This is a genomic window from Enterobacter sp. ODB01 (assembly GCF_001623605.1).
Classification (GTDB): Bacteria; Pseudomonadota; Gammaproteobacteria; order Enterobacterales; family Enterobacteriaceae; genus Enterobacter; species Enterobacter kobei.
In genome coordinates this window covers 1,077,027-1,102,571 of the sequence record NZ_CP015227.1, presented here as the reverse complement: position 1 = coordinate 1,102,571, position 25,545 = coordinate 1,077,027, and the positions used below count along the sequence as shown (strand labels likewise).

The 25,545-nt window shown below is 55.9% G+C and carries 26 protein-coding genes; 18 read left to right on the top strand and 8 right to left on the bottom strand.

Annotated elements, in window-relative coordinates; genetic code table 11:
• The first annotated feature begins 105 nt into the window (after positions 1–105).
• The 12 genes from A4308_RS05390 (at position 106) to trpS (ending at position 10,067) form a co-directional block, all read left to right on the top strand.
• Positions 106–882 (top strand): hypothetical protein, encoded by a 777-nt coding sequence (locus tag A4308_RS05390; protein ID WP_045281908.1) that lies wholly within the window; start codon positions 106–108, stop codon positions 880–882.
• Entirely contained in the window at positions 879–1,373 is a 495-nt protein-coding gene (locus A4308_RS05385) for a PilN domain-containing protein (RefSeq protein WP_049010906.1), read from the top strand. The genes A4308_RS05390 and A4308_RS05385 overlap by 4 nt, the downstream gene beginning before the upstream one ends.
• Before the next feature lie 3 nt (positions 1,374–1,376).
• Positions 1,377–1,832 carry a HofO family protein gene (locus tag A4308_RS22720; protein ID WP_045281910.1) on the top strand — a complete coding sequence of 152 codons (456 nt, stop codon included), beginning with the start codon at positions 1,377–1,379 and terminating at the stop codon, positions 1,830–1,832.
• Positions 1,822–2,226: a HofP DNA utilization family protein gene (locus tag A4308_RS05375; protein WP_045281911.1), complete on the top strand. Its 405-nt coding sequence runs from the start codon at positions 1,822–1,824 to the stop codon at positions 2,224–2,226. The genes A4308_RS22720 and A4308_RS05375 overlap by 11 nt, the downstream gene beginning before the upstream one ends.
• Entirely contained in the window at positions 2,138–3,376 is a 1,239-nt protein-coding gene (hofQ, locus tag A4308_RS05370) for a DNA uptake porin HofQ (protein ID WP_045281912.1), read from the top strand. Before A4308_RS05375 ends, hofQ begins: the two co-directional genes overlap by 89 nt.
• A gap of 286 nt (positions 3,377–3,662) precedes the next feature.
• Entirely contained in the window at positions 3,663–4,184 is a 522-nt protein-coding gene (gene aroK / locus A4308_RS05365; RefSeq protein WP_003861630.1) for a shikimate kinase AroK, read from the top strand.
• A 56-nt stretch (positions 4,185–4,240) separates the two neighbouring features.
• Positions 4,241–5,329: a 3-dehydroquinate synthase gene (gene aroB, locus A4308_RS05360; protein ID WP_014885526.1), complete on the top strand. Its 1,089-nt coding sequence runs from the start codon at positions 4,241–4,243 to the stop codon at positions 5,327–5,329.
• Between the two features lie 92 nt (positions 5,330–5,421).
• A complete protein-coding gene (damX, locus tag A4308_RS05355; protein WP_014885525.1) occupies positions 5,422–6,717 on the top strand; it encodes a cell division protein DamX in 1,296 nt (431 codons plus the stop codon).
• 67 nt (positions 6,718–6,784) lie between these two features.
• A complete protein-coding gene (gene dam / locus A4308_RS05350; protein ID WP_014885524.1) occupies positions 6,785–7,597 on the top strand; it encodes an adenine-specific DNA-methyltransferase in 813 nt (270 codons plus the stop codon).
• Between the two features lie 41 nt (positions 7,598–7,638).
• A complete protein-coding gene (gene rpe, locus A4308_RS05345) occupies positions 7,639–8,316 on the top strand; it encodes a ribulose-phosphate 3-epimerase (protein ID WP_014885523.1) in 678 nt (225 codons plus the stop codon).
• A complete protein-coding gene (gene gph / locus A4308_RS05340; protein ID WP_023331480.1) occupies positions 8,309–9,070 on the top strand; it encodes a phosphoglycolate phosphatase in 762 nt (253 codons plus the stop codon). Before rpe ends, gph begins: the two co-directional genes overlap by 8 nt.
• Positions 9,063–10,067 (top strand): tryptophan--tRNA ligase, encoded by a 1,005-nt coding sequence (gene trpS / locus A4308_RS05335; RefSeq protein ID WP_014885521.1) that lies wholly within the window; start codon positions 9,063–9,065, stop codon positions 10,065–10,067. Before gph ends, trpS begins: the two co-directional genes overlap by 8 nt.
• 143 nt (positions 10,068–10,210) lie before the next feature.
• Here trpS and A4308_RS05330 read toward each other — a convergent pair whose 3' ends face one another.
• From A4308_RS05330 to nirB, 4 genes are all read right to left on the bottom strand, one after another.
• Positions 10,211–10,381 (bottom strand): YhfL family protein, encoded by a 171-nt coding sequence (locus tag A4308_RS05330; RefSeq protein WP_014885520.1) that lies wholly within the window; start codon positions 10,379–10,381, stop codon positions 10,211–10,213.
• A gap of 138 nt (positions 10,382–10,519) precedes the next feature.
• Positions 10,520–11,893 carry a siroheme synthase CysG gene (gene cysG, locus A4308_RS05325; RefSeq protein ID WP_014885519.1) on the bottom strand — a complete coding sequence of 458 codons (1,374 nt, stop codon included), beginning with the start codon at positions 11,891–11,893 and terminating at the stop codon, positions 10,520–10,522.
• Positions 11,894–12,028: 135 nt separating this feature from the next.
• A complete protein-coding gene (gene nirD / locus A4308_RS05320) occupies positions 12,029–12,355 on the bottom strand; it encodes a nitrite reductase small subunit NirD (protein ID WP_014885518.1) in 327 nt (108 codons plus the stop codon).
• Positions 12,352–14,895, bottom strand: a complete 2,544-nt coding sequence (gene nirB, locus A4308_RS05315) for a nitrite reductase large subunit NirB (protein ID WP_023331478.1) — start codon at positions 14,893–14,895, stop codon at positions 12,352–12,354. Before nirB ends, nirD begins: the two co-directional genes overlap by 4 nt.
• 239 nt (positions 14,896–15,134) lie before the next feature.
• Between nirB and A4308_RS05310 the strand changes: the two genes are divergently transcribed.
• The gene (locus A4308_RS05310; protein WP_045281913.1) at positions 15,135–16,436 is read left to right on the top strand and encodes a cytosine deaminase; all 1,302 of its coding nucleotides are present in this window, start codon (positions 15,135–15,137) and stop codon (positions 16,434–16,436) included.
• A gap of 18 nt (positions 16,437–16,454) precedes the next feature.
• Here the strand turns inward: A4308_RS05310 and tsgA are convergent, their stop codons facing one another.
• Complete coding sequence (gene tsgA / locus A4308_RS05305; protein ID WP_023331476.1) at positions 16,455–17,636, bottom strand: MFS transporter TsgA; 1,182 nt, start codon at positions 17,634–17,636, stop codon at positions 16,455–16,457.
• 277 nt (positions 17,637–17,913) lie between these two features.
• Here tsgA and ppiA point away from each other — a divergent pair, with 277 nt between their 5' ends.
• The 4 genes from ppiA (at position 17,914) to argD (ending at position 21,077) form a co-directional block, all read left to right on the top strand.
• On the top strand, positions 17,914–18,486 hold the full coding sequence (gene ppiA / locus A4308_RS05300) for a peptidylprolyl isomerase A (protein WP_014885514.1): 573 nt from the start codon (positions 17,914–17,916) through the stop codon (positions 18,484–18,486).
• A 105-nt stretch (positions 18,487–18,591) separates the two neighbouring features.
• On the top strand, positions 18,592–19,176 hold the full coding sequence (locus A4308_RS05295) for a putative adenosine monophosphate-protein transferase Fic (RefSeq protein WP_045281914.1): 585 nt from the start codon (positions 18,592–18,594) through the stop codon (positions 19,174–19,176).
• A gap of 30 nt (positions 19,177–19,206) precedes the next feature.
• Positions 19,207–19,770, top strand: a complete 564-nt coding sequence (gene pabA, locus A4308_RS05290; protein ID WP_045281915.1) for an aminodeoxychorismate synthase component 2 — start codon at positions 19,207–19,209, stop codon at positions 19,768–19,770.
• A gap of 86 nt (positions 19,771–19,856) precedes the next feature.
• Positions 19,857–21,077, top strand: a complete 1,221-nt coding sequence (gene argD, locus A4308_RS05285) for a bifunctional acetylornithine/succinyldiaminopimelate transaminase (protein ID WP_177336815.1) — start codon at positions 19,857–19,859, stop codon at positions 21,075–21,077.
• On the opposite strand, the gene A4308_RS05280 is transcribed toward argD, so the two are convergent.
• On the bottom strand, positions 21,074–23,161 hold the full coding sequence (locus A4308_RS05280) for a YccS/YhfK family putative transporter (RefSeq protein ID WP_045268735.1): 2,088 nt from the start codon (positions 23,159–23,161) through the stop codon (positions 21,074–21,076). The two genes, argD and A4308_RS05280, sit on opposite strands and share 4 nt — an antisense overlap.
• Before the next feature lie 57 nt (positions 23,162–23,218).
• Positions 23,219–23,851 (bottom strand): cAMP-activated global transcriptional regulator CRP, encoded by a 633-nt coding sequence (gene crp / locus A4308_RS05275; protein ID WP_000242758.1) that lies wholly within the window; start codon positions 23,849–23,851, stop codon positions 23,219–23,221.
• Between the two features lie 311 nt (positions 23,852–24,162).
• On the opposite strand from crp, the gene A4308_RS05270 reads away from it, so the two are divergent.
• Positions 24,163–24,567 carry an OsmC family protein gene (locus A4308_RS05270; RefSeq protein WP_014885509.1) on the top strand — a complete coding sequence of 135 codons (405 nt, stop codon included), beginning with the start codon at positions 24,163–24,165 and terminating at the stop codon, positions 24,565–24,567.
• 86 nt (positions 24,568–24,653) lie between these two features.
• On the opposite strand, the gene A4308_RS05265 is transcribed toward A4308_RS05270, so the two are convergent.
• Positions 24,654–25,523, bottom strand: a complete 870-nt coding sequence (locus A4308_RS05265) for a phosphoribulokinase (protein WP_014885508.1) — start codon at positions 25,521–25,523, stop codon at positions 24,654–24,656.
• Positions 25,524–25,545: the final 22 nt, after the last annotated feature.

The window sequence follows — 25,545 nt, the reverse complement described above, 5'->3', positions numbered from 1 at the left end:
TGGTTTCACTTGGGCAGTTTCTAAACAATCGCGCGGTAGTATAAAGGCAAGCCTGATTCATTGATATAGCCGTCACGGCGACGGGCGATAAGGAGATCGTGAAGCATGGCTTTCAAAACATGGCAAACGGGCGTTCATATTCAACATGATAGGGTGCTGATTGCGGCGCTGGCCCGGGAGAGAGGCGGCTGGTGTTTACGCCGCTGGTGGGCATTCACTCTTGCTGAAGGCACGATTCGTGACGGCAAAATTTGCCAGCCGGAACAGCTGGTTGATGCGTTGCGCGACTGGCGAAAGACGCTGCCGCATTATCACCGGGTCTATCTCTCATTCCCAGCCGCGCGCACTCTGCAAAGGTCGCTTCCCCGCCCGGCGGTTGCGCTGCGCGACAGCGAACAGCTCTCATGGCTGGGCGCGTCGCTCTCGCGCGAACTGGAGATGTCCGCAGATACCCTCTGTTTCGATTACACGCAGGATACGTTCAGCAATACGTATCACGTCACTGCCGCACAAAACAAGGAGGTTGAAACGCTGCTGGCGCTGGCGAAAACACTGCATTTGCGGCTGGCGACCATCACCCCGGATGCCAGCGCGCTGGCGAACCTGCTCCCTGCGGTAGTACCGACGCCGTGCGTCGCCTGGCGGGATCAGCATCAATGGCTGTGGGCCATGCGCCACCAGTGGGGACGTCGATACACCACTGAAGCAGAAAACGTCACTGAGCTGGCGGCGCTGCTGGCCCTCAACCCGAACGACATCGCGCTGTTTGATACCCAACGGACGCCATGGGAAACCCTGCAACGCTGCCATGCTCCTCTCCCCGAATGCGGAGCTGACTTTACCGTCGCGCTGGCACTGGCTATGAGTGAGGAGCCTGAATGAACGTCACCAATTTCCTGCCCTGGCGTCAGCAGCGTCGCGCGCGATGCCTGCGTTTCTGGGGCGGCATGTTTATCAGCACGTCGCTGCTGATCCTCATGATCGTTTTCAGTCTGCGAATGAACCATCAGGTAACGCTGCGCGCGCTGCAAAGTCAGCTTGTGGGAACCCAGTCCGTGCAGCGTGGCCTTATGTCTCGCCAGAAACTGACCACCGTGACGCAGAAGCCTGCGGGCACGCTGCAACGACACGCATGGCAACCGGTGCTGGAATCACTTTCCCGCGCCATGCCCCCACAGGTCTGGCTGACAGAGCTGCGTTATCAGCCTCCCGCGCTGATGATGATCGGGTATGCCTCCACCCTTCCGGCTCTCTCTGCGCTGCGCAACGGGGTGGGACAACTCGCCGGCTTTACGCCCGGGCCTGAAGGGGAGCTTCGGCAGGATAGTCAGGGGCGCTGGATGTTCACGCTGCACCTGAAAAGCGAGGGGTAGCGCGTGGAGACTCTGTTAGAACGCTGGTGTGATAGCCGCCCCTGGTGTCGGCTGATCTGCATGTGTCTGGGGATTTTCCTTGTGGGACTGGCAGCATGGAGCACGGTGCTTCGGCCAGTTGAGAGGCAGTGTACAGAGCGACAGCAGCAGCTGGTCCAGGAGGTGCGGACTAACGCGTCGCTGTGGCCTTCCGCCAGTAAGACAACGCTTCGTCCGGAAACCCAGACGGCACGGGAGATGATGCCATTTTCGCCGCTCGATTTTCAGGGTGAAGGAACAACGCTCCTGCACTGGAAGCCGTTTCAGAACGGCGGCGAACTGGCGCTGGAATCGGCGTGGCAGGCGATCCCCGCACTCTTTTCCCGGCTGGCACAGCGGGATGTGCAGGTCGCTGCTTTTACGATTTCGCCCCAAAGTACGGTGTTACGCCTGCGGCTGGAGCTGGAACATGCGAAATAGCGCGAAGTGCCTGCTGGTTTGTTCCGTGCTGTTATTGACCGGCATGCGCGATCCGTTTCGTCCGCCGGATGACCCTTGCGCTACGGGCGAGCTGGCGCAGTGGCACTACCGCGGAATGGTAGCAGGACAGCAGCGACTGGCTATTTTACAGGACGGGCAACAGCGCTGGCATCGTATGAAAATGCGCGATCGTTTTCCGGCGGGCTGGCAGATAACCGCCATCAATGAAACGGAACTGGTCATTGCCGTGGGGGAGACATGTGAACCCGGGCAATGGACGTGGCAACGAGAAGGAAAGGATACAAATGACGTTAAGGATAGTGCTGTTGCTGCTGGCGTTCAGCCACCCGCTGTGGGCCGCCGCGCCAAAGCCGGTCACGCTGGTGGTGGATGATGTTCCGGTGGCCCAGGTGCTCCAGGCACTGGTTACGCAGGAGAACCGTAATCTGGTGATATCGCCCGATGTCAGCGGCACGCTCTCGCTTAATCTGACGGGCGTCCCCTGGCGGCAAGCATTGCAGACGGTCGTTGCCAGCGCCGGGCTCGTTTTGCACGAGGAGCGCAGCATTTTTTATGTTCATACCCCGGCATGGCTGCGCGATCGGCGGGAACGTTTAGAGCAGGAGCGGGCGCGTCGACAGCTTGATGCACCGCTGATCTCGCAAAGCCTCCCATTTTCATATGCGGATGCCGGGGAACTGCAAAAAGCCGCGGAAAAGCTTCTGAGTCCAAAGGGGAGTTTATCGGTCGACAAACGTACCAACCGCCTGCTGGTCAGAGATAACGCGGCCGCGCTGGAAGCGCTGCAGCAGTGGGCGTCGCAGATGGATATTCCCGTCGAGCAGGTTGAGCTGGCGGCGCACATTGTCACCATTAATGAAAAAAGCCTCCGTGAGCTGGGCGTGAAATGGAATCTCGCTGACGCTACCGAGGCGGGCAAGGTCGGACAGATTACGACGCTTGGCAGCGATCTGTCCGTGGCCAGCGCAACCAGCAATGTGGGGTTTAACATCGGGCGGATTAACGGCAGGCTGCTGGATCTGGAGTTATCTGCGCTGGAACAAAAACAGCAGGTCGATATCATCGCCAGCCCCCGGCTGCTGGCCTCGCATATGCAACCGGCAAGCATCAAGCAGGGCAGTGAGATCCCGTATCAGGTCTCAAGCGGCGAAAGCGGCGCGACCTCGGTGGAGTTTAAAGAGGCAGTACTCGGAATGGAGGTCACGCCGGTGGTATTGCCCGGTGGACGCGTGCGACTGAAATTACACATCAGTGAAAACATGCCTGGACAGGTGTTGCAGCAGGCTGACGGTGAAACGCTGGCCATCGACAAGCAGGAGATAGAAACCCAGGTGGAGGTCAAAAGTGGAGAAACGCTGGCGCTGGGCGGGATTTTCTCGCAAAAGAATAAAACCGGCAGTGACGGCGTACCCGGACTTAGCCGCATCCCCTGGCTGGGACAACTTTTTCGCCATGATGGAAAAGACAATGAACGGCGTGAGTTAGTGGTGTTTATTACACCACGTCTGGTGGCTATTCACTGACGGGTAACGATCCCCGCAATGATTTTGCATTCAGTTTGTTGCAGATGTTTGACGTGGGGCATGAATTAGCATACAAGGAGTACCGATTTGAGTTGGACTTACGTCTTATTACCTTATGCGACCGGCGTGGTGATTTAATCAGTTGCCAAACAAGCCGGAGTATTGAGATAATTTTTAGTCTGACTCTCGCTCTATTGCATATGAGGTTTCAGTTCATGTCCTGCTACGCCGGGTGTCTGCGAAGCGGGGATTACCATTAACGAATAGTCTTAGTAGTACCGATAAAATGGCAGAGAAACGCAATATCTTTCTGGTTGGGCCTATGGGTGCCGGCAAAAGCACTATTGGGCGTCAGTTAGCTCAACAACTCAATATGGAATTTTACGATTCTGATCAAGAGATTGAGAAACGAACCGGAGCTGATGTGGGCTGGGTTTTCGATGTAGAAGGCGAAGAAGGTTTCCGTGACCGAGAAGAAAAAGTGATCAACGAACTCACGGAAAAACAGGGCATCGTACTGGCAACAGGCGGCGGCTCTGTGAAATCTCGCGAAACCCGCAACCGTCTCTCCGCCCGTGGCGTAGTGGTCTATCTTGAGACGACCATTGAGAAACAGCTGGCACGTACGCAGCGCGATAAAAAGCGCCCGCTGCTGCAGGTTGAAACGCCACCTCGCGAAGTTCTGGAAGCGTTGGCCGATGAACGCAATCCGCTGTACGAAGAGATTGCCGATGTGACCATTCGCACTGACGATCAGAGCGCTAAAGTGGTTGCAAACCAGATTATTCATATGCTGGAAAGCAACTGATTCTGGCTTTATATACACTCGCCTGCGGGTAAAGCATTAAAGGTGGATGTCGCGTCATGGAGAGGATTACAGTTACTCTCGGGGAACGTAGTTACCCTATCACCATCGCGGCTGGTTTGTTTAACGACCCAGCTTCCTTTTTACCACTAAAAGCGGGTGATCAGGCGATGCTGGTCACCAATGAGACGCTGGCTCCGCTTTATCTCGACCGCGTACGCCACCTGCTTGAGCAGGCAGGCGTTAAAGTCGACAGTGTGATTCTGCCCGATGGCGAGCAGTATAAAAGCCTGACGGTACTGGATACCGTCTTTACCGCATTGCTGCAAAAACCGCATGGTCGCGATACAACACTGCTTGCCCTGGGCGGCGGTGTTGTGGGCGATCTGACCGGCTTTGCGGCCGCAAGCTATCAACGTGGCGTTCGTTTTATTCAAATCCCGACCACGTTGCTGTCACAGGTCGACTCCTCTGTCGGCGGCAAAACCGCAGTCAACCATCCGCTCGGCAAAAACATGATTGGCGCGTTCTACCAACCCGCATCGGTCGTGGTGGATCTCGACTGTCTGAAAACCCTGCCGACGCGCGAGCTGGCTTCGGGTCTGGCTGAAGTGATCAAATACGGCATTATTCTGGATGGCGAGTTCTTTAACTGGCTGGAAGAGAATATGGATGCGTTGTTGCGCCTGGATGAAGCAAAACTGGCATACTGCATTCGTCGTTGTTGTGAACTGAAAGCAGAAGTTGTCGCCGCAGACGAGCGTGAAACCGGCTTACGTGCTTTACTGAATCTTGGGCATACGTTTGGTCACGCCATTGAAGCCGAAATGGGTTACGGCAACTGGTTGCACGGTGAAGCCGTCGCTGCCGGAATGGTCATGGCAGCCCGCACCTCTGAACGTCTTGGTCAGTTTAAACCGGAAGAGACGGCACGTATCATTGCGCTGCTTGAACGTGCAGGTTTGCCGGTAACCGGGCCGCAGGAGATGTCGGCGCAAGCGTATTTACCCCACATGATGCGCGATAAAAAAGTATTGGCAGGTGAGATGCGTCTTGTACTCCCGCTTGCAATAGGGAAGAGTGAAGTGCGCGGCGGAGTGTCGCACGATGTCGTTCTTGGCGCTATCGCTGATTGTCAGCAGGCGTAACAACTAGAAAGGTCAGGCCACTTTTACCGGTGGTCGTTTAGCTTCAGGCGAAATGCAAAGACGTAGGCATAAGCCTTTGAGTGGGGTGTTAAATGGATGAATTCAAACCAGAAGACGAGCTGAAACCCGATCCCAGCGATCGTCGTACTGGTCGTTCTCGTCAATCTTCAGAACGTGATAACGAGCCGCAGATCAACTTTGACGATGTTGAACTGGATGCAGACGATCGTCGCCCTTCGCGTAGCCGCAACGCGCGTGATGAGCGAGAAGAAGAGGATTATGAGTCCGAAGAAGATTCAATGGACGAACAGCCTGTAGAGCGTCGCCCGCGTAAACGTAAAAAAGCCGCTGCGCAGAAACCGGCTTCCCGCCAGTATATTATGATGGGCCTTGGCGTTTTGGTGCTTGTGCTGCTGATTGTTGGCATTGGCTCCGCGCTGAAAGCACCGTCAACGAACTCAACCGAGCAGACGGCTTCTACTGAGAAGAGCATTAATCTTTCCGGTAACGATGCGACGGATCAGGCGAACGGTGCGCAGCCAGCGCCGGGCACCACTTCCGCTGAGCAGACTGCCAGCAACACCACGACGCCGCAGGATGTTTCCCTGCCGCCTGTGTCATCAACCCCAGCTCAGGGCCAGGCTCCCGTTACGCCTGAAGGCCAGCAGCGTGTAGAAGTTCAGGGAGACCTGAACAATGCACTGACGCAGCCACAGAACCAGCAGCAGGTTGATAACGTTGTGGTGAACTCTACGCTGCCAACTGAACCTGCAACCGTTGCGCCGATTCGCGGTGGTAACGCTCAGCCGCAAACTGCGGCGACGGAAACCAAGCCGCGTCAGACGCAAACGGCGACACGTCCTGAACGTAAGCAGGCGGTGATTGAGCCTAAGCGTGAAACCAAACCTCAGGCCGTAGTCAAAGCGCCTGAAGTGAAAGCCGCACCGACACAGCCGAAACACACGGCTACAGCTGCCGTGAACGAGCCGGCCAAAGCGCCAGTCACGCAGACTGCACCGAAAGCGACGGCGACCACAACGGCACCGGCGGCCACCACTGCGCCTGCCGCGACGGCTTCCAGCACGACAGCAGGCAAAACCGCAGGCAACGTCAGCTCGCTGAAATCTGCGCCATCCAGCAACTACACGCTGCAGTTGAGCAGTTCGTCTAACTATGACAACCTCAACGGTTGGGCGAAGAAATCAAATCTGAAAAACTACGTGGTTTATCAGACGACCCGAAACGGTCAACCGTGGTATGTGTTGGTTAGCGGGGTTTATGCATCCAAAGATGAAGCGAAACGTGCCGTGGCGTCGCTGCCTGCAGATGTTCAGGCTAAAAACCCATGGGCGAAGCCGATTCATCAGGTTCAGGCCGATCTGAAGTAATGTTTAAAGCGCAGGATGCTGTCGGAGCTTTCTCCACAGCCGGAGAAGGTGTAATCAGTTAGTCAGCATGAAAAAAAATCGCGCTTTTCTGAAATGGGCAGGGGGGAAATACCCCCTGCTCGATGATATTAAAAAGCACCTGCCAAAAGGCGAGTGTCTTATCGAGCCCTTCGTGGGTGCAGGATCGGTGTTTCTGAACACTGATTTTTCTCGTTATATCCTCGCGGATATCAACAGCGACCTTATCAGCCTCTATAACATCGTCAAACTGCGTACCGATGAGTATGTGGAAGAGGCGCGTAAGCTGTTTACGCCTGAGAACAACAACCCTGACGTCTACTATCGGTTCCGCACGGAGTTTAATCAGAGCCAGGATCCGTTCCGCCGCGCTCTGTTGTTCCTCTATCTCAACCGTCATGGTTACAACGGCCTGTGCCGGTATAATCTGCGTGGTGAATTCAACGTGCCGTTTGGTCGTTATAAGCGCCCGTACTTCCCGCAGGACGAGTTATATCACTTTGCTGCAAAAGCGCAGAATGCAGAGTTCCACTGTCTCTCCTATGAGGAGTGTATGGAACTGGCGGGCGTAAATTCGGTGGTTTACTGTGACCCTCCGTACGCCCCGCTGTCGGCGACGGCGAATTTCACCGCCTACCATACCAACAGCTTCAGCCCGGCCGAACAGGCGCGTCTGGCGGAGATGGCGGAAAAGCTGGTCAGCAAAAGAATTCCGGTGTTAATTTCGAATCACGATACGCCTGATACGCGCGAATGGTATAAAGCCGCGAAGCATTTTCAGGTTAAAGTGCGGCGTAGCATTAGCAGCAACGGCGGCACACGTAAAAAGGTGGACGAACTCCTGGCTCTTTATCGCCCCTGAGCCGTTTTGCCCGCCGGTAAACACATTTCAAGGAGATGCGGATGAAACAGTTTTTGATTGCTCCCTCAATTCTGTCGGCCGATTTTGCCCGCCTGGGTGAAGACACGGCTAAAGCTCTCGCGGCTGGCGCAGATGTCGTCCATTTCGACGTTATGGATAACCACTATGTCCCCAACCTGACGATTGGCCCAATGGTGCTCAAGGCGCTGCGTAACTACGGCATCACCGCGCCGATCGACGTTCACCTGATGGTGAAGCCGGTCGACCGAATCGTGCCAGACTTCGCCGCGGCGGGGGCCAGCATCATCACTTTCCATCCGGAAGCCTCTGAACATGTGGACCGCACCCTGCAGCTGATCAAAGAGAATGGCTGTAAGGCGGGTCTGGTGTTTAACCCGGCCACGCCGTTGAGCTATCTCGATCATGTCATGGATAAACTGGACGTCATTTTGCTGATGTCTGTTAACCCGGGCTTTGGCGGTCAGTCGTTCATCCCTCATACGCTGGACAAGCTGCGCGAAGTGCGCCGTCGTATTGATGAGTCAGGCTACGATATTCGCCTGGAAGTGGACGGCGGTGTGAAAGTGAATAACATTGGTGAAATTGCGGCAGCGGGCGCGGATATGTTCGTTGCCGGGTCGGCCATTTTCGACCAACCGGATTACAAAAAAGTCATTGATGAAATGCGCCGCGAGCTGGCGAAGGTAAGTCATGGATAAATTGCAGGCAATTCGGGGTGTAGCGTTCGACCTCGACGGCACGCTGGTTGACAGCGCGCCGGGCTTAACGAGCGCCGTGGATCAGGCGCTGTATGCCCTTGAACTGCCCGTTGCGGGCGAAGAACGTGTTGTGACGTGGATTGGCAACGGTGCCGATGTGCTGATGGAGCGCGCGTTAACGTGGGCTCGCCAGGAGCGCGCGTCGCAGCGTTCCGCGCAGGGCAAACCGAGCGTCGATCACGCGGATATCCCTCAGGATGAGCAGCTACGTATTCTGCGCAAACTGTTCAATCGTTTCTATGAAGAGACCGTTGAAGAGGGGAGTTTTCTCTTCCCGGACGTCCAGGAAACCCTGAGCGTGCTGCATGCCAAAGGCATCCCGCTTGGGCTAGTGACCAATAAACCCACGCCGTTTGTTGCCCCTCTTCTCGACGCGCTGGATATCGCGAAATATTTCTCCGTGATTGTGGGCGGCGATGATGTGCAAAACAAAAAGCCGCATCCGGAACCGCTGTTGCTGGTGGCAGGAAAATTATCCTTAACACCTGCGGAGCTGCTCTTTGTCGGGGATTCCCGCAATGATATTCTGGCTGCCCGCGCGGCAGGATGTCCTTCCGTCGGATTGACCTATGGCTACAACTACGGTGAGGCCATTACGCTGAGTGAGCCGGATGTTGTGTTCGACCACTTCAAAGATTTGTTGCCCGCACTCGGGCTTTCGCACAGTGAACATCAGGAATTGAATAATGACTAAGCCCATCGTATTTAGTGGCGCACAGCCGTCAGGTGAATTGACCATTGGTAACTACATGGGTGCGTTGCGTCAGTGGGTCAGCATGCAGGATGACTACCATTGCATTTACTGCATCGTGGACCTTCATGCCATCACTGCGCGTCAGGATCCTGAGAAGCTGCGCAAAGCCACCCTGGACACCCTGGCCCTCTATCTGGCCTGCGGCATCGATCCTGAGAAGAGCACCATTTTCGTTCAGTCACATGTACCAGAGCACGCACAACTGGGCTGGGCGCTGAACTGCTACACCTACTTCGGTGAACTGAGCCGCATGACCCAGTTCAAGGATAAATCCGCACGCTATTCTGAAAACATCAACGCCGGTCTGTTTGACTATCCGGTGCTGATGGCGGCTGACATTCTGCTGTACCAGACCAACCAGGTTCCTGTCGGTGAAGACCAGAAACAGCACCTGGAGCTGAGCCGCGATATCGCCCAGCGCTTCAACGCGCTTTATGGCGAGGTGTTTAAAGTACCAGAGCCGTTTATTCCGAAATCGGGCGCACGCGTCATGTCGCTGCTGGAACCGACCAAGAAGATGTCCAAGTCAGACGATAACCGCAACAACGTTATCGGCCTGCTGGAAGATCCGAAATCCGTGGTTAAAAAGCTTAAGCGTGCGGTGACCGACTCCGACGAGCCGCCAGTGGTGCGCTACGACGTGCAGAATAAAGCGGGCGTTTCCAACCTGCTGGATATTCTCTCCGGTGTGACCGGCCAGAGCATTCCAGAGCTGGAACAGCACTTCGAAGGCAAGATGTATGGTCACCTGAAAGGTGAAGTGGCAGACGCCGTTTCCGGCATGTTGACCGAGTTGCAGGAGCGTTATCACCGCTACCGTAACGACGAAGCTTTCCTGCAGAAGGTGATGAAAGACGGCGCGGAAAAAGCCAGCGCGCGCGCGTCAGAAACCCTCAAAGCGGTGTATGAAGCGATTGGGTTTGTGGGTAAACCATAGGTAAAAGCAAAACGGTAACCACGTTACCGTTTTTAGGGTTTGTTCCCTCTCCCTGTGGGAGAGGGTCAGGGTGAGGGCATCAGGCCGCACTTCCCAAAACTAAAAAACCGGGAAATCCCGGTTTTTTTACGCCTGAAAACGACTTACTGCTGTGCCGCCTGTCCGCAACCACCGATGATCTTCGAAATTGAGATCGCCGGGTGCAGCAGATAATCGTAGCTGCAGTTATTTTTGGTGTTTTGAACGTGACCGGTACAGGCCGTCAGGGTCGATAACAGGCCAACCAGAACGGCGGCTTTTGCCAGCTTGAACATACGCATTCCTTGTCTAAAAAATTGGATGTAATACGAGGGAATAAATGGAAAAGTTCCACTATGCGGGCGGTATGTTAGCGGTAGCCGTTAGAGGGGAGTAGTCCGCTTAAGGACTACTCGAAGAGGGAAAAATATGTGTCAGTGATTCGAGAACCAGTTCAGCTTATCGCGTAATTCAACCACGCGACCCACCACAATCAACGCCGGACTTTCAACCTGCTGCGCCAGCTCGCCGAGTTGAGTCAGCACACCATCGACCACACGCTGCGTAATGGCGGTACCGTTTTCCACCAGCGCAACGGGCATATCTGCCTCCATGCCGTGCTCCAGCAGTTTCGCCTGAATGGTGGCGGCCTGATTTAGCCCCATGTAGAAGACCAGCGTCTGCTTTTCAGCGGCCAGGTTATGCCAGTCCAGTTCGCTGCCGGTTTTGAGGTGGCCCGTCACAAGACGCACGCTCTGCGCGTAATCGCGGTGGGTCAGCGGGATGCCGGAGTAGGCTGAGCAGCCGGACGCCGCCGTAATCCCTGGCACCACGGAGAACGGAATACCTGCGTTGCACAGGGTTTCCAGCTCTTCGCCGCCGCGACCAAAGATAAACGGATCGCCGCCTTTCAGACGCACCACGCGCTTACCTTTCTGCGCCTCGCGCAGCAGGATCTGGTTAATCTCTTCCTGCGGTACGCAGTGGTAGCCCGCGCGCTTGCCGACGAAGACGCGATCGGCGTCGCGACGCACCAGGTTCATGATGTCATCGGAGACCAGGCGGTCGTAGACCACGATATCCGCCTGCTGGATCTGTTGCAGGCCTTTCAGCGTCAGTAAGCCTGCATCGCCAGGACCCGCGCCGACCAGCACCACTTCACCACGGTGATCCAGCGGTTCGTTCAGTAACTGTTCGGTCGTCTCTTCCACCGCTTTTGTGTCCTGGTTCGCCAGCGACTGCGCCAGCCTGTCGTTCACAAAGAACTTTTCCCAGAAGCGACGGCGCTCCCCTACGGTCGCGAAGGTTTGCTTCACGCGGGAACGAAGTTGTCCGGCATAGTGGGCAATCTGACCAAGATGCTGCGGCAGCACGGCTTCCAGTTTTTCCCGCAGCAGGCGGGCGAGAACAGGTGAGCGTCCACCGGATGACACCGCAATCATCAGCGGTGAGCGGTCGATAATCGACGGCATGATAAAGCTGGCTTCTTTCGGCGCATCGACCACGTTGCAGAAGATACGCCGCGCTTCGCAGGCATCGCTGACGCGCTGATTCACGGCATCGTCATCCGTTGCGGCAATGGTCAGCCAGCAGGTATCCAGCAGGGATTCATCAAACTCTCCTTGTACCCGCGTGAGCATCCCTTCCTGGGCCCAGACGTCAAACTGCGGGGTAAAGGTGAGAGCATTCACGGTCAGTCGGGCCCCCGCTTCCAGCAGCAGGCGCGCCTTGCGCTCAGCCACATCGCCGCCGCCTACAAGCAGGCAGTCGCGATGGCGTAATTGACAAAAAATCGGCAGGTGGTCCACGACGATACCTCACAGCATTCAAGGAGGGGGTAAGCATTGACGTCAGGATAACAGCAGGAATCGCCGAAAATATACGGTTTTTCCTGCCGTTACCCATAAGGGGTCATAAGCCTTTCCTATTGAAAAGGCGGGGGGTTACGCTTTGAGCTGCACCTTGCCGTCCTTCACGCGGACGTCATAGTGCTTCACGGAGACGCTTTCATCTTCCATGCAGCGTCCGTCGGTTAAACGGAAACGCTGCTTTTTCAGCGGGCTGGCGACCCACAGTTCACCCTGGTGCTCGGCAATCAGGCCACGGGAGAGCACGCTGGCCTCGAAGAACGGGTCGATATTGCTGATGGCAAAAACCTGTTCATCGTGACGGGGACGGAAAATCGCGACCTGCTCGTTACCCAGCAGCGCACACACGCCGGTGGCGGGCAGAATGTCGTTAATCTCGCAAATGTTTACCCACTGGCTCATGCGTTTTCCTCCACCAGCGTGACTGGAATGCGTTCATACGGTGTTGCCGGGCGATGCTGCTCGCGCTCTGGCACCACCTGCACGTTCGGGTCGCGCTGGGTGCTGTTGATAAAGTGTTTGAAGCGTGTCTGCGCCGCAGGGGTATTCACGGTTTCGGTCCACTCGCAGATCACTGCCTCGCGCAGGCGAGCCATCTCTGCTTCCAGATGCTCGTTCAGGCCCAGCTTGTCGTCAATGATCACCGCTTTCAGATAATCAATGCCGCCTTCCAGGTTATCCAGCCAGGACGCTGTACGGGTCAGCTTATCGGCGGTACGGATGTAGAACATCATGAAGCGGTCGAGGTACTTAATCAGCGTGTCGTGGTCAAGATCCGCTGCCAGCAGGTCTGCATGGCGTGGTTTCATCCCGCCGTTACCGCAGACGTACAGGTTCCAGCCTTTTTCGGTGGCAATAATACCCACGTCTTTACCCTGCGCTTCGGCACATTCACGGGTACAGCCGGAGACGCCGAACTTCATTTTATGCGGGGTACGGATGCCTTTGTAGCGGTTTTCCAGCTCCACGCCGAAGCCGACGCTGTCGCCCACGCCGTAGCGGCACCAGGTGCTGCCCACGCAGGTTTTTGCCATACGCAGCGCTTTGGCATACGCGTGGCCGGTTTCGAAGCCTGCTTCAATCAGCTGGCGCCAGATTTCTGGCAGGTCGTCTTTCTGCGCCCCAAACAGCCCGATACGTTGTGAACCGGTAATTTTGGTGTACAGGTTAAATTCGCGGGCGATCCGGCCCACCGCGACCAGCCCTTCCGGCGTGATTTCGCCACCGGCGGAACGTGGAATGACGGAGTAGGTGCCGTCTTTCTGAATGTTCGCCAGGAAGTTGTCATTGGTATCCTGCAGCGGCGTGTGCTCGGGTTTGAGCACGTATTCATTCCAGCAGGAGGCCAGCAGGGAGCCGACGGTCGGTTTACACACTTCACAGCCGTAACCCTGGCCGTGTTTCGCCAGCAGTTCGTCGAAGGACTTAATGCCTTCCACACGGATCAGGTGATACAGCTCCTGGCGAGAGTAAGCAAAATGCTCGCACAGGTTGTTGTTCACTTCGATGCCCTGTTTCGCCAGCTCGGCGTTCAGCACCTGAGTTACCAGTGGAATACATCCGCCACAGCCGGTACCGGCTTTAGTTTCGGCTTTCAGCGCGGCAACGGTATGGCAGCCCTTGTTGATGGCAGAGATCAGCATGCCTTTAGTGACGTCGAAGCAGGAGCAAATCTGCGCGCTGTCCGGCAGTTTATCCACCCCGATGGACGGTTTACCGCTGGAGGCGTGCGCCGGGAGGATCAGCGCGTCCGGGTTTTCCGGCAGCTCGATGGCGTTGAGCACCAGCTGGAGCAGGTTACCGAAGTCGCTGGTATCGCCTACCAGTACTGCGCCGAGCAGGGTTTTATTGTCCTTACTGACGATAAGACGTTTGTAGACTTCTTTGCTTTCGTCGAGATAGACGTAGCTGCGAGCGCCAGGCGTGCGGCCATGCGCATCGCCGATACCGCCCACGTCCACGCCCAGCAGCTTCAGCTTGGCGCTCATATCCGCGCCGGTGAAGGCGTTTTCGCTGCCGAGAATATGGTCCACGGCGACCTGCGCCATTTTGTAGCCTGGCGCCACGAGACCGTATACGCGGTTATTCCAGCTGGCGCATTCGCCAATCGCGTAGATATCCGGGTCGGAGGTCTGGCAGGTATCGTTAATCATGATCCCGCCGCGCTGCGCGACGGCCAGACCGCACTGGGTTGCCAGTTTGTCGCGTGGACGAATACCGGTGGAGAAGACGATAAAGTCTACTTCCAGCTCGCTGCCGTCAGCAAAGCGCATGGTTTTACGTGCTTCGGTGCCTTCCTGCACGATCTCTTTGGTGTTCTTGCTGGTGTGAACTTTCACGCCCATGCTTTCGATTTTACGGCGAAGCTGGTCGCCACCCATGTGGTCGAGCTGTTCGGCCATCAGCATCGGGGCAAATTCGATGACGTGGGTTTCTACGCCGAGGTTTTTCAGCGCGCCCGCGGCTTCTAAGCCCAGCAGACCGCCGCCGACAACGGCGCCGCGCTTGCTGCGGCGTGCGCAGGATTCAATGGCGTTGAGGTCTTCAATCGTACGGTAAACGAAGCAATCCTGAGTTTCAGAACCTTTAATAGGCGGGATCCACGGATACGAGCCTGTCGCCATGATCAGCTTGTCGTAAAAAACCGTACGTCCGGCGCTGGAGTGGATCACTTTTTCCTGACGGTTGATGGTGATGGCGCGTTCGCCCACCAGCACTTTTACGCCATGCTTCTCATAGAAACCTTCACGCACTAAAGAGAGCTCTTCGGCGGTATGATGGGAGAAGTAGGAAGACAAGTGCACACGGTCGTACGCCTTGCGGGGTTCTTCACAGAACACGGTAATATCGAACTGGTCGGCACCGGCTTTATCGAGAAGATCCTCAATAAAGCGATGGCCTACCATGCCGTTACCGATGATAGCGAGTCTGACTTTGCTCATTTTTGCCTCGATTTCTTTTCTATTACTGCCTACCTTAACGATTCAGCAGGGGCGCTTATTGATGTAAATCAAATACGTCTTCGCCTACTCCTTAGGTGGTATGCAGCTGATTTGTCAGGATTTTTATAAGTTATGGAAATCGCAGGCTTTTCGGTGGCGTCGATTTTGTGTACAAAACAATGGCGTATTTTTGAACAAAAATATGCTTAAACAACGTTGCGTTGATCAGGGGATAAGAAATGTCTACAACACCGCTTTGGCTTGTTCAGAATGTTCGCTTACCGGGCCGGGAAGGACTATGGCAACTCGCCATTGAGAGCGGGCGATTTGGTGACATCACCCCAATGGACGACACCCGCGCTGAAAGTTATGAAGTGTTGAACGCGCGCGGCGGGCTGGCGATCCCACCGTTTATCGAGCCGCATATCCATCTTGATACCACCCAGACGGCAGGCGAGCCGAACTGGAATCAGTCGGGCACGCTCTTTGAGGGCATTGAACGCTGGGCGGAGCGCAAAGCGTTACTCAGCCATGACGACGTCAAAGCGCGCGCCTGGAAAACGCTGAAGTGGCAAATCGCCAACGGCATTCAGTTTGTCCGTACCCATGTGGATGTCTCCGACCCGACGCTCACCGCCCTGAAGGCCATGCTGGAGGTGAAGCAGGAGGTGGCCCCATGGGTGACGCTGCAAATCGTCGCGTTCCCCCAGGAGGGTATTCTCTCTTACCCGAACGGCGCGGCGCTGCTGGAAGAGGCGTTAAAACTGGGTGCCGACGTGGTGGGGGCGATCCCGCACTTCGAATTCACCCGCGAGTATGGCGTCCAGTCGCTGCATATTGCTTTTACACTGGCGAAGAAATATGACCGTCCGCTGGATATCCATTGCGATGAAATTGACGACGAACAGTCGCGGTTTGTCGAAACGGTGGCTACCCTGGCCTACGAGGCCGGCATCGGTCCGCGCGTGACCGCCAGCCATACTACCGCCATGCACTCCTACAACGGTGCGTACACCTCGCGCCTGTTCCGCCTGTTGAAGATGTCGGGGATTAACTTCGTCGCTAACCCGCTGGTCAATATCCACCTGCAGGGGCGTTTTGACGACTATCCTAAGCGCCGCGGCATCACGCGCGTGAAGGAACTCCAGGAAGCAGGCATTAACGTCTGCTTTGGTCATGACGATGTTTTTGACCCCTGGTACCCGCTGGGAACCGGCAATATGCTCCAGGTGCTGCACATGGGGTTACACGTCTGCCAGATGATGGGCTATCCGCAAATCGACAGCGGCCTGGATCTGATCACCCATAACAGCGCCCGTACCTTTGGCCTGAGCGATTACGGTATTGCCACGGGCAATCCGGCGAATCTGGTGATTTTGCCTGCGGAAAGCGGGTTTGAAGCGGTGCGCTGTCAGGTGCCGGTGCGCTGGTCGATTCGTCAGGGGCGGGTGATTGCCACGACGCAGCTGGCGCAGACGTGGATTCAGATGGATATCGGGGGTGAAGAGGTCAGCTTTGCCAGAAACAGCCCCTCTGCGTAGCGCAAAGGGGCGTGAAGGTTAGTGAGACGCTACCGCGTTGTGCTGGCGGTGGCGAGTCACGAAGCCCAGCACGAAGCACATGATGAACACCACGGCATACAGACCGTTAGCGGTGTGCAGCGCCGCCAGCGGGCCGCTGTGGGCAACGATCGGCCCCGTCACCACAAAGGTGAGCATGGTGCCGATGGTACCGCAGGTCAGCACGAAGTTAACCAGCTTCGGCGAAGCTACTTTGGTCTGCAGGGAGCCCAGCGTGATGATCGAGGTGTAAATCGCGCTGGAGAAAAAGCCCAGGGTCATAATGAACCACGGCATATTGTCCGGGGAACCGTTGATGAACAGATACATCAGCACGGTTGCCAGGCCCGCCAGCACCGTCAGGATGCGCTGCAGATCGAAGAAGCGCAGGATGAAGCTAAACGCCCACATGCCGAACATGTAAGACATCCAGAAATCGCTTACCAGTTTACCCGCGTCGTTCAGGCTCATGCCCAGGCCTTTCGCGTATTCCGGTACCCAGGAGATAAAGCCCAGCTGGCCCAGGATATAGCACAGGGCGGCGATGGAGAGGAACAGTACGCCGATGCCCCATTTCTCTTTCGCGACGGGTTCTGCGCTGGTTTGCGCTTTTTTGCCCAGAACCGGGAATTCACAGCCGAAGGTCAGAATAAAGATTGCTACGTAAACCAGACCGATACAGGCATAGACCCAGTACCACTCAATGCTGCGTGCCAGCAGAACGGCGGCCACCATCGGGAAAATCATCCCGGCCATGCTGAAGAAGGAGTCGGTGAACAGCAGGCGCGCGCCGCGCTGACGGCCTTCATACATATGGGTAATCAGGAACGTACCGATCGACATGGTGATCCCGCTGACCAGGCCGAGCACGAACATGGCGGCGGAGAACAACGCGATGCTGTGACTCAGCATCAGACCCGCCACGGCGGCGACCATCAGCACAAAGCCAAAACGCAACTGCGTCTTCAGCGGCACGATTTCCATCAGCCAGGCATTCAGGAAGATAGAGATGAGGATACCGGCGTTGAGGAAGGTAAAGGTGTTACTCATACTGGAGACGGGCAGCTGGAAGTAGTCTGCGATATTCCCCATCACCATCCCGGTGACGATCACCAACGCGCCGGTCAGGGCGTAGGAGAAGAAGCTGATCCATGTGAGCTTGATGCGATTGCTGTTAGTCATGTCTGGCCTGTTCAAAAAAGAAAAGCGCCCGGAGGGCGCTGAGAGCGGGCAGATTTTAGACATTAAAGTGATCCATTCATACCTTTTCAAAGAAATTTAAACTTCATTGCAGTTTTTTATGTGATCTATATCACATAAAAAGACGCCATAACCAATCGTTTGCGTGGTTACAACTGTTTCAATTTCGTAAAATTAGGTAAAAGGCTGGTCTCCGTTCATACTGCTCTTTAGAATCAAGCCATTCGCTTTTTATACTGCGCTTTGTTAAGGAATTCTCATGCTCAAATCAACACTGGCGGCTGTCGCAGCTGTGTTTGCTCTTTCTGCCGTTTCCCCTGCTGCGCTGGCAGCCAAAGGGGACCCTCACGTTCTGCTGACCACCTCTGCCGGGAATATTGAGCTGGAACTGAATAGCCAGAAAGCTCCGGTTTCCGTGAAAAACTTCCTCGACTATGTGAACAGTGGTTTTTATAACAACACCACTTTCCACCGCGTGATCCCTGGCTTCATGATTCAGGGCGGCGGTTTCAACGAGCAGATGCAGCAGAAGCAGCCGAACCCGCCGATCAAAAACGAAGCGGACAACGGCTTGCTGAACAAGCGCGGCACGATTTCCATGGCGCGTACGGCGGATAAAGACAGCGCCACCAGCCAGTTCTTCCTCAACGTGGCGGATAACGCCTTTCTCGACCATGGCCAGCGCGACTTCGGTTACGCGGTCTTCGGTAAAATTGTGAAAGGGATGGACGTGGCGGATAAGATTTCTCAGGTTCCTACTCATGACGTCGGCCCGTACCAGAATGTGCCGTCCAAACCGGTCGTGATCCTCTCCGCAAAAGTACTGCCGTAACCCTCTTTGACACGGGCGGCGCTCGCCCGTGTAATGCCCCCTCCCTGCGAAAGCGCGTTTTGCTGCTTATACTTGTGGCAAACGGACTATTCAGGGAGGCGTTAAGTGAAAAAACTCACCGACAAGCAAAAATCCCGTATTTGGGAGCAGCAGCGTAACGTCAATCTTCAGGCCAGTTGTCTCCTTGAAAAAGGTCATGGTCCTTCAGAACCCCATATTGAGAAGCTGGAGCTCGGGCCTTCCGCGCCCGGTTTACCCCATCTTTGTCTTATTCACCGCCATCTGTATCGCAAAGAGCTGAAGCGGGCGGGCGAATACCGTACCGACGATATTTTTAAAGGTGACATTCCTTTCTGCCACTTCGAGTACATCGAGAAGATGGGCAATGAATTGATGGCGGACCTGGAAAGCGAAAAGTATCTGGTGGGTCTTCAGAAAGAAACCTTTGTGAACAGAGTTAGTCACTACTACTGTGAAATCAATATGCTGCATCCTTTTATGAGCGGCAATGGTATTGCCCAACGGGTCTTCTTTGAGCAGCTGGCCATTCATGCCGGGTATATGCTGGACTGGCGGGGTATCGATCCCGAGCAGTGGGTGGCGGCGAACCGAAGCGGCGCGACGGGCGATTTGACTGCGCTGAACGCTGTCTTTGCCAAAGTAGTGAGCGAAGCGCGGGAATCTGAGTAGAATAGGGCGGCATTTTTTTCGGGAGCCGCCATGATTCTGCTGATTGATAACTACGATTCCTTCACCTGGAACCTTTACCAGTATTTTTGTGAGCTGGGAGCAGAGGTGGTTGTCCGCCGTAACGATGACGTGACTCTGGCCGATATTGCGACGCTGGCTCCGCAGAAAATTGTGATTTCACCCGGCCCCTGCACGCCGTCGGAATCGGGCGTGTCTCTGGATGTTATCCGGCACTATGCTGGCAAGCTGCCCATTCTGGGCGTCTGCCTGGGCCATCAGGCCATTGCCCAGGTATTCGGCGCCACCATCGTGCGTGCCGCGAAAGTGATGCACGGAAAAACGTCGCCGGTCACGCATACCAGTATCGGGGTATTCACGGGGCTCAATAATCCCTTAACCGTGACGCGCTACCATTCGCTGGTGATTGACCCGCCGACGCTGCCAGACTGCTTTGAGGTGACCGCCTGGAGCGATACGCAGGAGATCATGGGGATTCGCCACCGCGAGTGGGATCTTGAGGGCGTGCAATTCCATCCGGAAAGTATCCTTAGCGAGCAAGGGCATGACCTGCTGGCTAATTTCTTCCATCGCTGAATATCTGTTGCCTTGCTGTGATTTTTTATGCATATTTTGTGATTATATTTTCACAATCAATGTGACATAAAATGGATGGGCATGACATGGCAACTGAACAACCAGCAATTACCCGCGCAACATTCGATGAAGTGATTCTGCCGATTTATGCACCGGCTGAGTTTATCCCGGTTAAGGGGAAAGGCAGCCGCGTCTGGGATCAGCAGGGAAAAGAGTATGTGGATTTCGCGGGCGGTATTGCGGTCACGGCGCTGGGTCATTGCCATCCTGCGCTGGTGGAGGCGCTGAAAACCCAGGGCGAAACCCTGTGGCACACCAGTAACGTATTCACCAACGAGCCGGCGCTGCGTCTGGGCCGCAAAATCATTGATGCCACGTTTGCCGAGCGTGTGCTGTTTATGAACTCCGGCACCGAAGCCAACGAAACCGCCTTTAAGCTGGCGCGCTATTACGCGACGACGCGTCACAGCCCGTACAAAACCAAAATCATCGCCTTCCACAACGCCTTCCACGGGCGCTCGTTCTTTACCGTCTCCGTCGGCGGCCAGCCGAAGTATTCCGACGGCTTTGGCCCAAAACCGGCCGATATCGTCCATGTGCCGTTTAACGATCTGCATGCGGTGAAAGCGGTGATGGACGACCACACCTGCGCGGTAGTCGTGGAGCCAATTCAGGGCGAAGGCGGCGTGACGGCGGCCACCCCGGAATTCCTGCAAGGGCTACGCGCGCTGTGTGATGAGCATCAGGCGCTGCTGGTGTTTGATGAAGTGCAGTGCGGAATGGGACGTACCGGCGATCTGTTCGCTTATATGCACTACGGCGTGACGCCGGATATTTTGACCAGTGCCAAAGCGCTCGGCGGTGGTTTCCCGGTGAGTGCGGTGCTGACGACTCAGGAGATCGCCTCTGCGTTTCATGTCGGTTCGCACGGCTCAACCTATGGCGGTAACCCGCTGGCGAGCGCTGTGGCGGGGGCGGCATTCGATATCATCAATACCCCAGAAGTGCTGAACGGCGTGAATGCGAAGCGTGAGCTGTTCGTAAAACATCTGCAAAAGATCAATGACCAGTATGATGTGTTCAGCGAAATCCGTGGCATGGGTCTGCTGATCGGTGCCGAGCTCACGCCACAGTACAAAGGCCGCGCCCGCGATTTTCTGCATGCTGCCGCCCACGAAGGGGTAATGGTGCTGAATGCGGGGCCAGACGTGATGCGTTTCGCACCGTCGCTGGTGGTGGAAGAGAAAGACATTGAAGACGGGTTAACCCGCTTTGCCGTAGCGGTCGCGAAGATCGTTAAAGGCTAATACTCGGTTCGTTTTAACCGGCGCGTTAACCAAATGCCATGATGAGGACGCTGACGCCATGCCACCGACGAAATGGTGTGCATGGTGTTCAGGTGGCCCAGCACGCGCTGCAAATGCTGCTCCAGGGTGCTCATCGGCCCGTGAGTCAGCGTTTCCGGCGCTTCCAGAATGTTCGAATCCCCCGACTCACCCGGCGCGTCATACTCCAGACGCTGCTGACACCTCTGCAGGGCGATTTCACACGACTGCAAATAACGCTGCGCCAGATCCGGCGTCAGCATCGTGTGCTCGCGCGCCAGGGTGGTCATGGCGTTAATATGCTCGACGATAAACTGGCTATGCGTGACCCAGAGCTTCATGTCCGCCAGATAGTGCGCGTTAAAGCCTGGCTCCTGCATCGCCTGGTTGAGCGAGTTAAACAGGGCGTTGTGCGCCTGATTAACTTTCATCCGCTGATACGCCAGCGGGGAGGGCTGCGGGTCGTCGCTCAGGATCAGACGAATGGCCTGCTGGTCAGCCTCCAGCGCGTCGTGGGCGTTCTGGCGCAGCAATCCGCTTTGCCACTGCGGCCACAGCCAGACCATGCCACCAAAGGCAATCAGACAGCCAATCAGCGTATCGATCAGGCGGGCAACGATAAACTGTTCGCCGTTTAGCGTAAGCAGCTGAAGGGTATATACCGCCGTCACCGTAAAGCCCACCATCGCCCAGCCGTAGTTTTTGCGGATAATCAGGTAACTCACCAGCGTAATCACCAGCATCCCAGCCAGGGTATACCCCTCGGGAACGTGGAAGTGTAGCGTTACGCCCGCAATAATCAGCCCCGCCATCGTGCCGCCTGCCCGGTGCAGAATACGTACCCGCGTGGCGCCGTAGCCGTTCTGGGTGACAAACAGCACGGTCATTAAGATCCAGTACGGTTTCGGCAGATGCAGCGCCATGCCCATCAGACTGGCGATACTGAGCATAACGCTAATCCGCGCGGCATTGCGCAGGGCAGAAGACTTAAGAGAGAGATAGCTTCTGAGTGCTGGCAGGAGCGGCAGACGTTTTTGCTTATCCGCCATCAGGTCGCGGGGATACAGCGGGCGCTGGGTGCGCAGCACGCGGGCAATGCGGCTGAAGTGCCAGGCGGCAAACTGGCCGACCGGGTTATCCGGATGCTGACGAGCAATTTTCTCCAGCGCGCCGAGCTGTTTATCCATGTTAAAGCGCGTGGGGTAGCGGTGATAGAGAATGTCGTCCGCCAGCACCCGCAGGCGCGCGGAGACGGTCTGCGCATTCCAGCGGATCACAGCCTCGGCGTGGCTGCGCTCGACCAGCTTTTGCACCTCTTGTGGGTGATGAAGGCTCACGGAGATATGCTCCTGCAGATCCAGCCCCACCTGGAAGGTGCGCAGCAGGCGTTTATATTCGTGATTCTTGTTGGCGGCGAGCATATGCAGCTGCTGATAGCACTGGCTTATCAGATCCACCACCTTTTGCTGGCGCGTCAGCAGCGGCGGTAAGGATTTTTCCGGGTCGGTATGCTGGGTCAGCAAGGTGTATTTGGCTTCGCAGTAATCCGCAAGCTGCACATACAACAGGCTCAGAGATTCACGCAGCGGCTGTTCCCGCCACAGCCAGAACCAGAACCAGTTAAACAGCCCGTACCACAGCGTGCCGAGGGCGTAGATCAGCAGCGGCTCCCACACCGGCATATTCCCGGCGAGGCTCAGGGTGAAGATGGCGGCAATCAGTGAAGCGGGAAGCAGGCGGGCGTGCAGGGAACTGATTTCTGCGGTAACACCGAGGCTCATCGCCAGTACGGTCAGGATCAGCGGCAGCGGAATATCGCGCGCCAGTAAAAGCTGCACGGCGAGGCTACAGCCAGCAAACAGCGAACCGCCAACGATCAGGCGTTTGAAAAAGCGTTTATGCGGCGTGTCCAGACCGGCGATGTTGCAGCAGGCGGGAACGAGAGAAAACAGCAGACCCTGCTGGAGTTGTCCCAGAAGCAGGCCCACGGCCACAGGAAGGCACAACACCAGCGTTTGTCGCAGTGCGTAATTAACTTCCGGGTGATAGATCAGCCTGCGCCACATGGGGAATAGAGACAAAAACGGCGTGACACCTTGCGATGGCACGCCGTTTGAGCGGAATTAACGCGTTCCGTAGACCACGATGGTTTTACCGTGGGCAGAGATCAGGTTCTGATCTTCCAGCATTTTCAGGATACGACCCACCGTTTCGCGGGAGCAACCGACGATCTGACCAATTTCCTGACGGGTAATTTTAATTTGCATGCCGTCCGGGTGGGTCATGGCGTCTGGCTGTTTCGCCAGGTTCAGCAGGGTCTGCGCGATACGACCGGTGACGTCCAGGAAGGCGAGGTTACCCACTTTCTCGGATGTGACCTGCAGACGACGCGCCATCTGGGAAGAAAGACGCATCAGGATGTCAGGGTTTACCTGAATCAACTGACGGAATTTCTTGTAAGAAATTTCAGCCACTTCACATGCTGTCTTTGCACGAACCCAGGCGCTACGTTCCTGGCCTTCTTCAAACAGGCCCAGTTCACCGATAAAATCGCCCTGGTTCAGATAAGAAAGGATCATCTCTTTCCCTTCCTCATCTTTGATCAGCACTGCCACCGAGCCTTTGACGATGTAATACAACGTTTCCGCTTTTTCACCCTGGTGAATCAGCGTGCTCTTCGATGGGTACTTATGAATGTGGCAATGAGACAAGAACCATTCGAGAGTCGGGTCTGTTTGCGGTTTGCCAAGCACCATGCGCTGTTATCCTCTGTTATAAGCTGTCACCAGAGTCATCAGATGCATCCGGACTCTGGGGTTGCAATCGAATTCTTACCCATACCCTGGGAAGTCGGCTGTCGTAACGTTTCGCAGCCAGTAAAGTTTGATGTCCTCTGCATACATGTGTAACGTCAATGTATTACTGTAGCATCCTGAGTGTTTTAGCATAGCTTTCGCCGCGTGTCTCCTGGTGTCTCGCTTCAGCATGATGCAGGTCGCCTTCCGTTGCGAGAAATGTAACGCACGCGTAATCTGTCACCGAAAATGCAACGTTGGAGTTAAAGAATATGCAAGCGCGCGTGAAATGGGTTGAAGGTTTAACGTTCCTGGGCGAATCCGCGTCAGGGCACCAGATTTTGATGGACGGTAACTCCGGCGATAAAGCCCCCAGCCCAATGGAAATGGTGCTGATGGCGGCGGGTGGATGCAGCGCGATTGACGTGGTGTCGATTCTGCAAAAAGGTCGTCATGACGTGACGGATTGCGAGGTTAAACTCACCTCAGAACGTCGCGAAGAGGCGCCACGCCTGTTCACCCACATTAATCTGCACTTTGTGGTCACCGGTAAAGCGCTTAAAGACGCGGCGGTTTCGCGTGCGGTGGATCTGTCTGCGGAAAAATACTGCTCTGTGGCGTTAATGCTGGAGAAAGCGGTAAAAATCACGCATTCGTATGAAGTGATCGAGGCTTAATCTTTTGGCGGGTGGCGCTTCGCTGACCCGCCCTACAAAAGCATGAACGTAGGCCCGGTAAGCGCAGCGCCACCGGGCAGAACAACTCACGCAATCTGCTTCCCTTCCATCAACCGCTCCACCAGCGGCGTCATGATGAGCTCCATCGCCAGCCCCATTTTTCCGCCTGGTACCACTAACGTATTCATGTGCGAAATAAACGAGCCCTGCAGCATCGCCAGCAGCCAGGGGTAATCAATGCCTTCGAGATTGCGGAAGTGGATCACCACAAAGCTCTCGTCCAGCGACGGGATGGTTTTCGCCGCGAACGGGTTAGAGGTGTCCACCGTCGGCACGCGCTGGAAGTTAATGTGCGTGCGGGAGAACTGTGGCGTGAGGTAGTTGATGTAGTCTTCCATGGAGCGCACCACCGAATCCATCACCGCTTCGCGCGAATGGCCGCGCTCGCTCATGTCGCGCGTCAGCTTCTGGATCCACTCCAGGTTCACGATAGGCACCACGCCAACCAGCAGATCCACATGACGCGCCACGTCATGCTGTGGGGTGACTACGCCGCCGTGTAATCCCTCATAAAACAGCACATCGGTGGGTTCCGGCAGCGGCTGCCAGGGGGTAAAGGTGCCCGGCACCTGATTCCACGGCACAGCTTCATCATAGGTATGCAGATACTTACGCGATTGCCCTTTGCCGCTCTGACCGTACTCCAGGAAGGTTTGCTCAAGAAGGCCAAAGTCATTGGCTTCGGGACCGAAATAGCTGATGTGTTTACCCAGATCGCGCGCCTTACGGATCGCCATGTCCATTTCAGGTCGCGTATAGCGGTGAAAACTGTCGCCTTCGACCTCCGCCGCCCGGAGATTCAGTTGGGCGAAAATCTTACGAAACGCGAGGCTGGTGGTGGTCGTTCCCGCACCACTCGACCCTGTAACGGCAATAATGGGATGTCTGGCAGACATAGCAACTCCCTGACTGAAAAGG